The 13,680-nt window shown below is 67.1% G+C and carries 12 protein-coding genes and 2 tRNA genes; 4 read left to right on the top strand and 10 right to left on the bottom strand.

The window, feature by feature from the left end; translation table 11 throughout:
• Positions 1-3 precede the first annotated feature (3 nt).
• From ACTWP6_RS01850 to ACTWP6_RS01840, 3 genes are read right to left on the bottom strand one after another with little or no spacing between them, the layout of a single operon-like run.
• Complete coding sequence (locus ACTWP6_RS01850) at positions 4-1,107, bottom strand: D-alanine--D-alanine ligase family protein (protein ID WP_260751406.1); 1,104 nt, start codon at positions 1,105-1,107, stop codon at positions 4-6.
• A 29-nt stretch (positions 1,108-1,136) separates the two neighbouring features.
• The gene (locus ACTWP6_RS01845; protein ID WP_260751405.1) at positions 1,137-2,246 is read right to left on the bottom strand and encodes a cystathionine gamma-lyase; all 1,110 of its coding nucleotides are present in this window, start codon (positions 2,244-2,246) and stop codon (positions 1,137-1,139) included.
• A gap of 6 nt (positions 2,247-2,252) precedes the next feature.
• Positions 2,253-3,230, bottom strand: coding sequence for an NAD(P)H-dependent glycerol-3-phosphate dehydrogenase (locus ACTWP6_RS01840; protein WP_260751404.1), 978 nt, complete (start codon positions 3,228-3,230; stop codon positions 2,253-2,255).
• Between the two features lie 71 nt (positions 3,231-3,301).
• On the opposite strand from ACTWP6_RS01840, the gene cofC reads away from it, so the two are divergent.
• Genes cofC through ACTWP6_RS01825 form a run of 3 tightly spaced genes read left to right on the top strand, consistent with a single transcriptional unit; the run spans position 3,302 to position 7,170 of the window.
• Positions 3,302-3,949 carry a 2-phospho-L-lactate guanylyltransferase gene (gene cofC, locus ACTWP6_RS01835; protein WP_443186771.1) on the top strand — a complete coding sequence of 216 codons (648 nt, stop codon included), beginning with the start codon at positions 3,302-3,304 and terminating at the stop codon, positions 3,947-3,949.
• Positions 3,950-3,997: 48 nt separating this feature from the next.
• Positions 3,998-6,199 carry an RNA degradosome polyphosphate kinase gene (locus tag ACTWP6_RS01830; RefSeq protein WP_260751402.1) on the top strand — a complete coding sequence of 734 codons (2,202 nt, stop codon included), beginning with the start codon at positions 3,998-4,000 and terminating at the stop codon, positions 6,197-6,199.
• Between the two features lie 38 nt (positions 6,200-6,237).
• A complete protein-coding gene (locus ACTWP6_RS01825; protein WP_313901306.1) occupies positions 6,238-7,170 on the top strand; it encodes an NUDIX hydrolase in 933 nt (310 codons plus the stop codon).
• Positions 7,171-7,256: 86 nt separating this feature from the next.
• Here ACTWP6_RS01825 and ACTWP6_RS01820 read toward each other — a convergent pair whose 3' ends face one another.
• From ACTWP6_RS01820 to leuC, 3 genes are all read right to left on the bottom strand, one after another.
• Positions 7,257-7,910, bottom strand: coding sequence for an HU family DNA-binding protein (locus ACTWP6_RS01820; RefSeq protein WP_443186682.1), 654 nt, complete (start codon positions 7,908-7,910; stop codon positions 7,257-7,259).
• Positions 7,911-8,111: 201 nt separating this feature from the next.
• Complete coding sequence (gene leuD, locus ACTWP6_RS01815; protein ID WP_443186681.1) at positions 8,112-8,705, bottom strand: 3-isopropylmalate dehydratase small subunit; 594 nt, start codon at positions 8,703-8,705, stop codon at positions 8,112-8,114.
• A gap of 17 nt (positions 8,706-8,722) precedes the next feature.
• The gene (gene leuC / locus ACTWP6_RS01810) at positions 8,723-10,168 is read right to left on the bottom strand and encodes a 3-isopropylmalate dehydratase large subunit (protein WP_443186680.1); all 1,446 of its coding nucleotides are present in this window, start codon (positions 10,166-10,168) and stop codon (positions 8,723-8,725) included.
• 38 nt (positions 10,169-10,206) lie between these two features.
• On the opposite strand from leuC, the gene ACTWP6_RS01805 reads away from it, so the two are divergent.
• Positions 10,207-10,908 carry an IclR family transcriptional regulator gene (locus ACTWP6_RS01805; protein ID WP_260751398.1) on the top strand — a complete coding sequence of 234 codons (702 nt, stop codon included), beginning with the start codon at positions 10,207-10,209 and terminating at the stop codon, positions 10,906-10,908.
• Positions 10,909-11,046: 138 nt separating this feature from the next.
• Here the strand turns inward: ACTWP6_RS01805 and ACTWP6_RS01800 are convergent.
• The 4 genes from ACTWP6_RS01800 to ACTWP6_RS01785 all read right to left on the bottom strand — a co-directional run bounded on the left by ACTWP6_RS01800 (position 11,047) and on the right by ACTWP6_RS01785 (position 13,645).
• Positions 11,047-11,119, bottom strand: a tRNA-Glu gene (locus tag ACTWP6_RS01800).
• A 61-nt stretch (positions 11,120-11,180) separates the two neighbouring features.
• Positions 11,181-11,255 (bottom strand) — tRNA-Gln (locus ACTWP6_RS01795).
• A 117-nt stretch (positions 11,256-11,372) separates the two neighbouring features.
• Positions 11,373-12,860: a glutamate--tRNA ligase gene (gene gltX / locus ACTWP6_RS01790; RefSeq protein WP_443186679.1), complete on the bottom strand. Its 1,488-nt coding sequence runs from the start codon at positions 12,858-12,860 to the stop codon at positions 11,373-11,375.
• Positions 12,857-13,645 carry a fumarylacetoacetate hydrolase family protein gene (locus ACTWP6_RS01785; protein ID WP_260751396.1) on the bottom strand — a complete coding sequence of 263 codons (789 nt, stop codon included), beginning with the start codon at positions 13,643-13,645 and terminating at the stop codon, positions 12,857-12,859. The genes gltX and ACTWP6_RS01785 overlap by 4 nt, the downstream gene beginning before the upstream one ends.
• Positions 13,646-13,680: the final 35 nt, after the last annotated feature.

Here is a 13,680-nt window from a genome sequence, read left to right as displayed (position 1 = left end):
CCGCTACCGCAGACCGGTGCCGCGGGCGAGCGCCGTGTCGACCATGGTCGCCAGCAGGGTCGGGTAATCGACGCCGCTGGCCGCCCACATCCGCGGATACATCGAGATCGTGGTGAATCCGGGCATCGTGTTGATCTCGTTGATGACGGGCCCGTTATCGGTGAGGAAGAAGTCCACCCGGGCCAGACCCTGGCAGTCGATCGCCTGGAAGGCGCGGATCGACAGTTGCCGCACCACGTCGGCGACGTCGTCGTCGACTTTGGCGGGCACGTCGAGTTCGGCGGCGTCGTCGAGGTACTTGGTCTCGAAGTCGTAGAAGCCGTCTTCCCTGCCGCGCACGCCGGCCACCCGGATCTCACCCACCGTGCTGGCCGCGAGCCGCCCGTCCGGGAATTCGAGCACACCGCATTCGAGTTCGCGTCCCGGGATGGCGGCCTCGACGATGACCTTCGGGTCGTGACGTCGGGCCAGCTCGACCGAGGCGTCCAGGTCGTCCCAGGACACGACGCGGCTGACACCGATCGACGACCCTCCGCGGGAGGGTTTGACGAACACCGGTAAACCGAGCCGCTCCCGGTCATCGAGCGACACGGTGGCGGCACCGCGGCGCAGCACCACATGGTCGCCGACCGGCAGTCCGGCGGCGGTGAGCAGCTTCTTGGTGAACTCCTTGTCCATGCCGGCCGCACTGGCGAACACCCCGGCGCCGACGTACGGCACCCCGGCGAGTTCCAGCAGTCCCTGAATCGTGCCGTCCTCGCCGTAGGGGCCGTGCAGCACCGGGAACACGACGTCGACGGAGGCCAGCAGCTCACCGGCGTGGTCGCCGAGGGACACCAGCTGGCCGCGCCGACCGGGGTCGGCGGCCAGGGCAAGCTCGATGCCAGACGAGGGGCTGACGCCCGGCAGGGTGCCGTCGGTGATCGCCAGCGCCTCGGGCCGGCCGTCGGTGAGCACCCACGATCCTTCGGGCGTGATGCCGACGGCGACCACCTCGAACCGCTGCGGGTCGAGGTTGCGCAGGATGCTGCCTGCGGATACACACGAGATCGCGTGTTCGGAGCTACGTCCGCCGTAGACGACGGCGACTCGGATGCGGGCAGTCACAACCTAGAGAGGCTACCGGCCCGCCCGTGTCACGCCGCCCCGAGTGCCTGCCGGACGTCGTCGACGATGTCGTCGGTGTCCTCGATCCCCAGCGAGATCCGGGCGAACCCGCCGGAGACGGGGTCCCCCCAGCGGGCCCGTCGGTCGACCGAGGTGTGGATTCCGCCGAAGCTCGTGGACGCCACCAGCAACGCGCTTCGCCGCACGAGATCGTGCACCGCGTCGGCGTCGGCCAACTCCACCGCCACGATGCCGCCGAACCGCCGCATCTGAGCGGACGCGATCGCGTGTGACGGATCCTCGGGTAGGCCGGGATAGCGCACCGATCGCACCGCCGGGTGGGAACGCAGCATCAGCGCCAACGCCGCGGCGTTCTGGCACTGTCTCTCGAACCGCAATCCGGCACTGCCCAGGCTGCGTAGCACCAGCCAGGCTTCGAAGGCACCGAGGATGGGCCCGGCGAGAAGTCGTTCGCGCTCGATGCGTTCCATCAGTTCGGGGTGGCTTCCCGCCACGTAGCCGGCGAGGACATCGTGATGGCCGGCCAGCGCCTTGGTGGCGCTGGCGACCACCAGGTCGGCGCCGAGCGACAACGGTTGCTGTCCGAGCGGAGTGGCGGTGGTGTTGTCGACGACGAGCACCGTCCGCTGCGACCGGCACGTCATGGCCAGCCGGTGCAGTTCCACCACGTCGAGTCCGGGGTTCGACGGGGTCTCGGCCAGCACCACGTCCGCGTCACGGGCTGCGTCGCACATCTGGTCGCACCGCGCTTCGACGACGGTGACGCCGCGCGGCGCGAGGTACTCCTTGGCGTAGGCACGCACCTGGTAATACCCGTCCGCCGGCACCACCAGCGTGTGGCCCGGCTCGGCCAGGATCCGCAGCACCGCGGTCAGCGCGGCCATTCCCGAACCGAAAGTCAGTGCGCGCGCAGCCCCTTCGAGCTGGGCCAGCGCGGACTCCAGTTGCCGCCACGTCGGGTTGGACTTGCGGCCATAGCTGTCAAGGGCTTCGTCCTCGTCCGCGCCGAGGTGATAGGCCGCCACCGGCACCAGCGGCTGTGCCACTGGCTCGCCCGGAATACCCTGGGCGACAACGGATTTGACGCTGCGTGTGGAGTCTCCGTAGGTGCCGGTCATCGGCGCTCACTCCGGCTTGGGGGTGCGACCGAGGAGCAGCGAGACCGCATCGTCGACCGACAATCCCCGGTGGCACACCCGGTGCACCGCCTCGGTGAGCGGCATCTCGACGTCGTAGCTGGAGGCCAACGCCAGCACTGACTGGCACGACGTCACCCCCTCGGCCACGTGGCCTCCGGTCGCCTCCCGGGCGGCCTCGATGGTGCCACCCTTGCCCAGATGTTCCCCGAACGAGCGGTTCCGGGACTGCGGTGAGGTGCAGGTGGCCACCAGATCTCCGATCCCCGCGAGGCCGGCCAGGGTGGCGGGCTTGGCTCCCAACGCAATTCCCAGACGCATGATCTCGGCCAGCCCACGCGTGATGATGGCCGCTGCGGTGTTCTCGCCGAGCCCCACACCGGCGGCCATTCCGCAGGCCAGCGCGATGACGTTCTTGCATGCGCCGCCGATCTCGGCGCCGATGACATCGGAGTTGGTGTACGGCCGGAAGTACCCGGTGGCCAGCGCCCGCTGCAGTGCGACCGCCCGGCCGGAGTCGCTGCAGGCGACGACCGTGGCCGCCGGCTGCTCCTCGGCGATCTCGCGGGCCAGATTCGGCCCGCTGACGACGGCGACCCTTCCCGGGTCGGCGCCGGTCACCGAGATGATGACCTGACTCATCCGCATCAGCGTGTCCAGTTCGATGCCTTTGGCCAGATTCACCAACGTGGTGTCGGCGCCGAGGTACCCCTTCCACAGTTCGAGATTGGCCCGCAGGGTCTGTGACGGAACCGCCAGAAACACCGTGCACGGTGCACCGAGCGCTTCGGCCGGATCACTGGTGGCGCGAATCGATGGGGGCAGCGCGACATCCAGGTAGCCGGCGTTACGGTGGGTCCGGTTGATCTCGTCGGCCAACTCCGCCCGGCGGGCCCACAACGTGACGTTGTTGCCGGCATCGGCCAACACCTTGGCCAGGGCTGTTCCCCAGGCCCCGGCCCCCATTACCGCTGCTTCCACCACGGCTTCAGACTAACCGGGAATAACCGACTGGCAGGATGGCGCTCGTGAGCGGCATGAACATCAACCGCGCCGACATCGGCCTGGTGATCGCGGTCAAGCGGCTCACTGCTGCCAAGACACGGCTGGCTCCGGTGTTTTCGGCCGCGGCCCGCGAGGACGTCGTGCTGGCGATGCTCGTCGACACCATCACCGCTGCCATGGCCGTCCCAGCCCTGCGCTCGGTGCTGGTCGTGACCCCCGACCGCGATGCCGCCGAGGCCGCCCGCAGGACCGGCGCCCGCGTGCTCACCGACCCGACACCGGAGGGCCATCGGGACCCACTGAACAACGCGTTGAACGCGGCCGAGGCAGTGGCCCGCCGGCAGAGCGCGAATATCGTTGCTTTACAGGGTGATCTGCCCTGTCTGCAGACCATCGAACTGGCCGAGGCGATCGCCGCGGCGCGGGCGCATCCGCGCAGTTTCGTCGCCGACCGGCACGGCACCGGAACCTCGGCTCTGTTCGCGTTCGGAGTCGCGCTTAAACCGCGGTTCGGACCCGACTCCGCGCGGCGTCATCGCCGTTCCGGTGCGGTCGAGCTGGCCGGGCCCTGGCCGGGGCTGCGCTCGGACATCGACACCCCTGAGGACCTGCTCGCCGCCCGTGACCACGGCGTCGGCCCGGCCACCGCGCAGGCGATCGGACGCGTCGTGAATCCGTGACCCATCTCGGTGGCAGGAGCACCCGGGTATAGGGAATCATCGACAGATATGACCGAAGCCCAGACCAGGCCCGACCAGGCGGAGCCCTCCGGGCTCTCCGAGACGTCCGAGACGGTCGCCCCGCCGCCGGTCGCCGCACCCACGGATTCGGCACCCGTGGCGCCACCCGCGGCGACGTCACCCACCGTCGAGAACCCACTGCCTGATGACCGCTACCTGAACCGGGAATTGAGTTGGCTGGACTTCAACGCCCGTGTGCTCGCGCTCGCGGCCGACCCGTCGTTGCCGCTGTTGGAACGCGCCAAGTTCCTGGCGATCTTCGCGTCCAATCTCGACGAGTTCTACATGGTGCGGGTGGCTGGGCTGAAGCGCCGCGACGAGATGGGACTGTCGGTGCGTTCTGCCGATGGGCTCTCGCCGCGTGAACAGCTGCGCCGCATCAGCGAACGGACCCAGCAGATCGCCAGCCGGCACGCGCGAGTGTTCCTCGACTCGGTACGGCCGGCACTGGCCGAAGAGGGCATCGTCATCGTCACCTGGGCCGAACTCGACGAGGCCGAGCGGGGCAGGCTCTCCACCTATTTCCACGAGCAGGTCTTCCCGGTGCTCACTCCGCTGGCGGTCGATCCTGCCCACCCGTTCCCGTTCGTGAGCGGGTTGAGCCTGAACCTCGCCATCACCGTCAAGCACCCCGACGACGGCGGCCAGCATTTCGCGCGAATCAAAGTGCCCGACAACGTGGACCGCTTCGTCGAACTCGCCGGCAGGGAAGACACCCCCGGCACGGTGCGGTTCCTGCCGATGGAGGAATTGATCGCGGCGTTCCTTCCGGTGTTGTTTCCGGGCCTGGAAGTGGTGGAGCACCATGCGTTCCGCATCACCCGAAATGCCGATTTCGAGGTGGAGGAAGACCGCGACGAAGACCTGTTGCAGGCGCTCGAACGCGAGTTGGCCCGGCGGCGCTTCGGATCTCCGGTGCGCCTTGAGGTCTCCGACGACATGACCGAGAGCATGCTGGAACTGCTGCTGCGTGAACTCGATGTCGCGCCCGGGGACGTGGTCGAGGTGCCCGGGCTTCTGGATCTCTCGTCGCTGTGGCAGATCTACAAGGTGGACCGGCCGGCGCTCAAGGATCCGCCGTTCGTGCCGGCCACGCCGTCGGCGTTCGGCGAGCGCGAGACCCCCAAGAGCATCTTCGCCGCGCTGCGTGACGGCGACGTCCTGGTGCATCACCCCTACGACTCGTTCTCGACCACCGTGCAGCGCTTCATCGAACAAGCTGCCGCAGACCCCAATGTGCTTGCCATCAAACAGACCCTCTACCGCACCTCAGGTGATTCGCCGATCGTCAACGCGCTGATCGACGCCGCCGAGGCCGGCAAGCAGGTGGTGGCATTGGTTGAGATCAAGGCCCGGTTCGACGAACAGGCCAACATCAAGTGGGCGCGCGCACTCGAACAAGCCGGTGTGCATGTGGTCTATGGGCTCATCGGATTGAAGACACACTGCAAGACGTGCCTGGTGGTGCGCCGGGAGGGATCGACCATCCGCCGCTACTGCCATGTCGGCACCGGCAATTACAACCCGAAGACGGCGCGCCTCTACGAGGACATCGGCCTGCTGACGGCCGCACCCGACATCGGCGCCGACCTGACCGACCTGTTCAATTCACTGACGGGTTACTCACGCAAGGAGTCCTACCGCAACCTGCTGGTGGCGCCGTACGGTGTGCGCAAGGGCATCATCGAGCGCATCGAACGGGAGATCGCTGCCACCCGGGACGGAGCCGACGGCCGGATTCGCTTGAAGGCAAATGCTTTGGTCGACGAGCAGGTCATCGACGCGCTGTACCGCGCGTCGCAGGCCGGGGTGCGCGTCGAGGTCGTGGTCCGCGGAATCTGCGCGCTGCGCCCGGGTGTACCCGGCTTCTCGGAGAACATCACGGTGCGGTCGATCCTCGGCCGGTTCCTCGAACATTCACGGATCATTCATTTCCGCGCCATCGACGAATACTGGATCGGGAGCGCCGACATGATGCACCGTAATCTCGACCGGCGGGTGGAAGTCATGGCGCAGGTCAAAGATCCACGTTTGACCGCACAACTGAACGACATCTTTGAATCTGCGGTCGACCCGAGTACGCGGTGCTGGGAACTCGGTCCCGACGGGAATTGGACCGCGTCGCCACAGGAAGGGCACACCGTGCGGGACCATCAGCGATCGCTGATGGAGCGACATCGGCACCCGTGACCGCTCTTCCCATTCGCGAATGACACGCAGGAGTTGAGGTGCCGAAGGAGCACAAGCGGGATGCCGTCGTGGTGAAGAAGTCACCGATCCTGGCAGCCGGCGCAGTACTGTGGCGTCCCCAGGAGTGCACGGACACACCGGAGATCGCGGTGGTGCACCGACCCCGCTACGACGACTGGTCACTGCCTAAAGGCAAGGTCGACCCGGACGAAACCGAGCCGGTCACCGCGGTGCGTGAGATCGAGGAGGAGACGGGTTACCGCGCCCGCCTCGGGCGGCGGCTGCCCACCGTCACCTATCCGGTCGACAACGCCACGAAGAAGGTGCGGTACTGGGCCGCGCGCTGCCTGGGCGGCGAATTCGCCCCGAACGCCGAAGTCGACGAACTGCGGTGGCTCTCCGCCGAGGACGCGATGTCCACGCTGAGCTACCCGCACGACCGCAAGGTTCTCCGCCACTTCCTCAAACATCCCGCCGACACCCAGACGGTGCTCATCGTTCGGCACGGCACCGCCGGTGACAAGAAACGCTACCGCGGCGACGACCGAAAGCGCCCATTGGACAAGCATGGCCGCGCCCAGGCCGAGGCACTGGTCACACAGTTGCTGGCGTTCGGAGCCGAAGAACTGTTCGCCGCCGACCGGGTGCGCTGCCGGCAGACGCTCGAGCCGTTGGCCGAAGAACTCGGCACGGTGATCCACGTCGAGCCGATGCTCACCGAAGAGGCGTACGCGGAGGACCGCAAGGCCGCCCGGCACCGCGTTCTCGAAATCGCCGAGAAGTCGGTCACACCGGTGATCTGCACCCAGGGGAAGGTGATTCCCGACCTCATCGCCTGGTGGTGCGAGCGCGACGGGGTACGGCCGGACAAGTCCCGCAACCGCAAGGGCAGCACGTGGGTGATGTCCCTGCATGAGGGCCGGCTCATCGCCGCCGACCACATCGGCAGCCCGCTACCCCCGAAAAAGTGATGCCGCAATTGAATACAACTTCGTCGTAACGGCGACACGAAATACGCCGCGGATCATCAGATCCGCGGCGTATCCGTGAGAACGTGTTACTTGCGTCCGCGCTTGGCCGGAGCCTTCTTGGCGGGCGCCTTCTTCGCGGCGGTGGCCTTCTTGGCCGGAGCCTTGGTCGCGGCCTTCTTGGCCGGAGCCTTCTTGGCCGGAGCCGCCTTCTTCGCGGCGGTGGCCTTCTTGGCCGGAGCCGCCTTCTTCGCGGCGGTGGCCTTCTTGGCCGGAGCCGCCTTCTTCGCGGCGGTGGCCTTCTTGGCGGGAGCCTTGGTCGCGGCCTTCTTGGCCGGAGCCTTCTTGGCCGGAGCCGCCTTCTTGGCAGCGGCCTTCTTGGCCGGAGCCTTCTTGGCTGCCTTGCGCGCGGTGCTCGTCGCGGTCACGCCGCGCTTGACCGCCGGCCCTTCGGCCGGAAGCTTCTGTGCGCCAGAGACAACAGCCTTGAACTGAGCGCCGGGACGGAACGCCGGAACTGAGGTGGGCTTCACCTTTACGGTCTCGCCGGTACGCGGATTGCGCGCCACGCGGGCGGCGCGACGCCGCTGCTCGAAAACACCGAAGCCGGTGATGGTGACGCTCTCACCCTTGTGCACGGCGCGCACGATGGTGTCGACAACGTTCTCCACCGCCGCAGTCGCTTGCCGACGATCCGAGCCCAACTTCTCCGTGAGTACGTCGATGAGCTCTGCTTTGTTCATGCAAAACCTCCGAAACCAGTGGCCCTCTCTGGGCCGACTAGTGGACACGGTAAACCCATTGCCTGCTGATTTCCAAGAGCCACGCGCAATTTCAGGCGTGCACAGCGAACTTTTTTCAATCCGCTTGGCTCCCTTACCGTCCTATCGGAGCCCGCGAAAAGAGGGTTTCAGGCGCGGGATTTCGGCCTTTCGGCCGCCCGATCACGCCGGAAGTGTGGAGGGTTTCCACTCCGGCCTGCGTCGCTCAAAATTCTCGATTTCGTCGAGTTTGCGCAGCGTAAGGCCTATATCGTCGAGTCCCTCGAGCAGCCGCCAAGCGGTGTAATCGTCAATGTTGAACGGCACCATCATGGTTGCGGCGGTGATGGTCCGATCTTGAAGATTGACAGTGATTTCCGTCCCGGGATGCTGCTCTATGAGCTTCCACAACAATTCGACGTCATCCTGCGCCACTTCCGCCGCCAGTAGACCGGCCTTGCCGGCGTTGCCCCGGAAAATATCGGCGAATCGGGATGAGATGACTACCCGGAATCCGAAGTCCATCAGCGCCCAGACCGCATGTTCGCGTGACGACCCGGTGCCGAAATCCGGTCCGGCGACCAGAACCGAGCCCTTGTCGAACGGCGGTGAATTCAAGACGAAGGACGGGTCGGTGCGCCAGGCCGCGAAAAGACCGTCCTCGAATCCCGTTCGGGTCACCCGCTTCAAATAGACCGCGGGGATGATCTGGTCGGTGTCGACGTTCGAGCGGCGCAGCGGAACGCCGATCCCGGTGTGGGTGCGGAAAGCTTCCATGACAGTCTCCTGAGGTCTCAGTGGGCCGAATCGGCGGCCAGGTCGGCGGGGGAAGACAGCGTGCCGCGCACCGCGGTCGCGGCGGCCACCGCGGGCGAGACGAGATGCGTTCGTCCGCCCTTGCCCTGCCGCCCCTCGAAATTCCGGTTCGAGGTCGATGCGCATCGCTCCCCCGGGGCGAGTTGATCCGGGTTCATCCCGAGGCACATCGAGCATCCCGCCTGGCGCCATTCGGCCCCTGCGGCAGTGAAGATCTCACCCAGGCCCTCGGCTTCGGCCTGGGCGCGCACCCGCATCGAACCGGGAACGACCAGCATCCGGACGTCGTCGGCCACCTTCCGGCCGCGCAGCACGTCGGCGACCACGCGCAGATCCTCGATCCGGCCGTTCGTGCACGATCCGACGAACACCGTGTCGACCGGGATTTCACGCAGCGGAGTACCCGGACGAAGGTCCATGTAAGCCAACGCCTTTTCGGCGGCCAGGCGCTCCCCCTCGTCGAAGATCATCTCGGGGTCGGGGACCGATCCGCTCAGTGCGACACCCTGGCCGGGATTGGTGCCCCACGTCACGAAGGGGCTCAGCGTCGAGGCGTCGATGTAGATCTCGGTGTCGAACTGGGCGCCCTCGTCGGTGCGCAGCTGACTCCACGCCTCGACCGCGGCGTCCCACTGAGCCCCCGCAGGAGCATGCGGACGGCCACGCAGGAATTCGAACGTCTTCTCGTCGGGGGCGATCATGCCCGCCCTGGCGCCCGCCTCGATGCTCATGTTGCAGACCGTCATCCGGCCTTCCATGGACAGCGATTCGATGGCGCTGCCCCGGTATTCGATCACGTGACCCTGACCGCCGCCGGTGCCGATCTTGGCGATGACGGCGAGGATGATGTCCTTGGCGCTGACTCCGGGCGGGAGTTCGCCGTCGACATTGACCGCCATGGTCTTGAACGGCCGCAGCGGAAGCGTCTGGGTGGCAAGCACATGTTCGACCTCAGAGGTTCCGATCCCCATCGCCAGAGCGCCGAACGCACCGTGCGTCGAGGTGTGGCTGTCACCACAGACCACGGTCATGCCCGGCTGGGTCAGACCCAACTGCGGCCCGATGATGTGCACGATGCCCTGCTCGACATCTCCCATCGGGTGGAGTCTGATGCCGAAATCCGCACAGTTCCGCCGGAGAGTCTCGACCTGGGTGCGTGAGACCGGGTCGGCGATCGGCTTGTCGATGTCGACGGTCGGCACGTTGTGGTCCTCGGTGGCGATCGTTAGATCGGGCCGGCGCACCGGGCGTCCGGCCAGCCGCAAGCCGTCGAAGGCCTGGGGGCTGGTGACCTCGTGGAGGATATGCAGATCGATGTAGATGAGGTCCGGCTGACGCGCGGCACCCTCACCGGTGCCCGGAACGACGACGTGATCGCTCCACACCTTCTCGGCGAGCGTGCGGGGCTGGTTCGCGATGACCATCTTGACTGTCTCACAATCTGGGAAGCTAGTATCTCCTTGTGAGACAGAATAGCGGTATCGGCGTGCTGGACAAAGCGGTCACCGTGCTTCACGCGGTAGCCGAGTCCCCCTGCGGTCTCGCCGATCTCTGCGAGCGCACCGACCTACCGCGGGCGACTGCGCACCGGCTCGCCGTCGGATTGGAAACCCACCGGCTCCTCGCACGCGACGGCGACGGACAGTGGCGTCTCGGTCCGGCACTGACCGAACTCGCCGGGCATGTCAACGATCCGCTGCTGACCGCCGGTGCTGTGGTGCTGCCCCGGCTGCGCGAATTGACCGGGGAGAGTGTGCAGCTCTACCGGCGGGAGGGTACCGCCCGCATCTGTATCGCGGCCCTGGAGCCGCCCGCCGGTCTACGTGACACCGTTCCCGTCGGCACCCGACTGCCCATGACGGCGGGTTCGGGAGCCAAGGTGCTGCTCGCCTTCGCAGATGCGGCCACCCAGCAGGCGGTGCTGCCGTCGGCCATGTTCACCGACCGGACCCTGGCCGAGGTGCGCAAGCGGGGCTGGGCCCAGAGCGCCGCCGAACGCGAGCCCGGTGTGGCCAGCGTCTCGGCTCCGGTGCGCGACGGCCGGGGCGCGGTCATCGCCGCCGTCTCGGTCTCCGGGCCCATCGACCGGATGGGCCGCCGGCCCGGGGCGCGCTGGGCGGCCGATCTGGTCGCCGCGGCCGATGCGCTGACCCGGCGGCTGTAGCGAGCGCCCGGCGCCCGGGCTACGGAGACACCACCGCCCGGCCGACATTGCGTGGTCTCACGCGGTCCCGGGCGAGTGCTGGGCGAGTACGCAACGAAAAACTCCGGCCCTCGGATGAGGAACCGGAGTGTTGCTTTGTACCCCCGATGGGATTCGAACCCACGCTACCGCCGTGAGAGGGCGGCGTCCTAGGCCGCTAGACGACGGGGGCTAGAACTGGTGCCGGTTGGAAAGCATAGCTCAGGTGAGAATGCAGACCTAATCAGTGGCGTTGGCTGGGGTACCAGGACTCGAACCTAGAATGGCTGAACCAGAATCAGCTGTGTTGCCAATTACACCATACCCCATTGGCTGCTTGTAACCGCTGGTCACAAGCCCCTTTTCGGCCCGGCGTGCGTCGGTGTCACCTTCGCGCGCCTTTCACGGGCCGACGAGCAGACTACCAAAGATTTCGGACTGATTTTTCACGGCACCGCCGTCGCGGCCGCCGCGGCGTGATCCCGGCCGGCCTGCAACCGCGCCAAGCTGCGGTCGCGGCCGAGAAGCTCCAGCGACTCGAACAGCGGCGGGCTCACCGACGAGCCCGTCGCGGCCACCCGGACCGGACCGAAGGCCTTGCGCGGTTTGAGCTCGAGCGCTTCGATCAGCGCGGACTTCAGCGCCGCCTCGATGGCCGCCGCGTCCCACGTCGCGATGCCCTGAAGTGCTTGCACCGCGGCGTCGAGTACCGGCACCGCCTCGGCCTTGAGTTCCTTGGCCGCCGATTTGTCGTCGAGTGCGAACGAGGCGTCGTCGAGGAACTTCAACAGATCCCAGGCATCGCCGAGCACGACGATCCGGGTCTGCACCAGCCGGGCCGCCTCGGCGAAGCCGACCTCGTCCAGACCGGTGCGGTAACCGTGAGCGGCGAAGTACTCCCCGAGCCGGCGGATGAACTCGGCCTCTTCGAGCATCCGGATGTGCTCGGCGTTGAGCGCTTCGGCCTTCTTCTGGTCGAACCGCGCCGGATTGGAGTTCACGTCGGCGACGTCGAACGCGGCGACCATCTCGTCCAGGCTGAAGATGTCCCGGTCACCGGCGATCGACCAGCCCAGCAGGGCAAGGTAATTGAGCAGGCCCTCGGGGATGAACCCACGGTCCCGGTGCAGGAACAGATTGGATTGCGGGTCGCGTTTGGACAGCTTCTTGTTGCCCTCGCCGAGGACCGGAGGAAGATGGGCGAATTGCGGTGTCATATCGGTCACACCGATGCGGATCAGCGCGGCGTAGAGCGCGAGCTGCCGGGGAGTGGAGGGCAGGAGGTCCTCGCCACGGAGCACGTGTGTGATTTTCATCAACGCGTCGTCGACCGGATTGACCAAGGTGTACAACGGGTCTCCGCTGGCTCGCGTGAGCGCGAAATCCGGCACCGACCCCGCGGGGAACGTGGTCTCGCCGCGGACGAGGTCGTTCCAGGTCAGGTCCGTGTCGGGCATGCGCAGCCGGACGACCGGCCGGCGGCCCTCGGCGCGGAACGCCGCGCGCTGCTCCTCGGTCAGCTCGCGGTCGTAGTTGTCGTATCCGAGTTTGGGGTTGCGCCCGGCGGCGATATGGCGGGCCTCGACCTCCTCGGCGGTCGAGTAGGCCTCGTAGGCTTCGCCGGCGGCGAGCAGGCGCTCGATCACGTCGAGATAGATCTCGCGGCGCTGCGACTGGCGGTACGGGGCGTGCGGACCGCCGACCTCGGGACCTTCGTCCCAGTCCATTCCCAGCCACCGCAGTGCGTCCAGCAGCGCAACATAGCTGTCCTCACTGTCGCGGGCGGCGTCGGTGTCCTCGATGCGGAAGACGAACGCGCCGCCGGTGTGCCGGGCGTAGGCCCAGTTGAACAGCGCGGTACGGATCAGGCCGACGTGGGGCGTCCCGGTCGGCGACGGGCAGAATCTGACACGTACCGCATTCGAGGTCGTCACGATCTTCCTTTTCTGACAACAGGATTGGTGAGGGTCCCGATCCCTTCGACAGTGATGCTGACGACGTCACCGTGCTCCAGCGGGCCCACCCCTTCCGGGGTTCCGGTCAAGATGAGATCACCGGGCAGCAAGGTCATCACCGCCGAGACCCACTCGATGATCGCGCCGACGTCGTGGATCATCAACGACGTCCGGCTCCGTTGTTTGACTTCGCCGTTGACCTCCGTGCGGATTTCGAGGTCGGAGGGGTCGAGGTCTGTTTCGATCCACGGTCCCACCGGGCAGAAGGTGTCGTGGCCCTTGGCACGCGTCCACTGGCCGTCCTTGCTCTGCTGATCCCGCGCCGACACATCGTTGGCGATCGTGTAGCCCAGGATGTTCTCGGCGGCGCGCGAGGCCGGAACGTCCTTGCAGGGCCGGCCGATCACCACGGCCAGTTCGCCTTCGAAGTGCACCGGGTTGGCGTCGGCGGGAAGTTGGATCGGCGTATAGGGCCCGATGATCGCCGTGTTCGGCTTGAGGAAGATGATCGGGTCCTCGAAGGTGCCCCCGCCCATCTCCTCGATGTGCGCGGCGTAGTTCTTGCCCATCGCCACGACCTTGCTGGCCAGGATCGGTGCGAGGAGTCGCACATCGGCCAGCGGCCACTGCCTGCCGGTGAAGGTGGGCGTACCGAAGGGATGCTCGGCGATCTCTCGGGCCACCGCCGCGGCCGGGTCGTCGGGCGGACCCTCGATAGAGACGAAGGCGACACCGTCGGGGCTGGCAATTCGTCCGAGACGCATAGGGCCAGCCTAGTGCGCGGTACACCCGCCGCCGA

This window comes from Mycobacterium sp. 4D054 (genome assembly GCF_052245755.1).
GTDB lineage: Bacteria > Actinomycetota > Actinomycetes > Mycobacteriales > Mycobacteriaceae > Mycobacterium.
This window is presented reverse-complemented; position numbering and strand designations above follow the sequence as displayed.

Excerpts from the sequence above, each read along its gene's own strand:
- ACTWP6_RS01845 (WP_260751405.1), bottom strand. The coding sequence starts at position 2,246 with ATGACCGGCACCTACGGAGACTCCACACGCAGCGTCAAATCCGTTGTC.
- ACTWP6_RS01840 (WP_260751404.1), bottom strand. The coding sequence starts at position 3,230 with ATGGGGGCCGGGGCCTGGGGAACAGCCCTGGCCAAGGTGTTGGCCGAT.
- cofC (WP_443186771.1), top strand. The coding sequence starts at position 3,302 with ATGAACATCAACCGCGCCGACATCGGCCTGGTGATCGCGGTCAAGCGG.
- ACTWP6_RS01830 (WP_260751402.1), top strand. The coding sequence starts at position 3,998 with ATGACCGAAGCCCAGACCAGGCCCGACCAGGCGGAGCCCTCCGGGCTC.
- ACTWP6_RS01820 (WP_443186682.1), bottom strand. The coding sequence starts at position 7,910 with ATGAACAAAGCAGAGCTCATCGACGTACTCACGGAGAAGTTGGGCTCG.
- leuD (WP_443186681.1), bottom strand. The coding sequence starts at position 8,705 with ATGGAAGCTTTCCGCACCCACACCGGGATCGGCGTTCCGCTGCGCCGC.
- leuC (WP_443186680.1), bottom strand. The coding sequence starts at position 10,168 with ATGGTCATCGCGAACCAGCCCCGCACGCTCGCCGAGAAGGTGTGGAGC.
- ACTWP6_RS01785 (WP_260751396.1), bottom strand. The coding sequence starts at position 13,645 with ATGCGTCTCGGACGAATTGCCAGCCCCGACGGTGTCGCCTTCGTCTCT.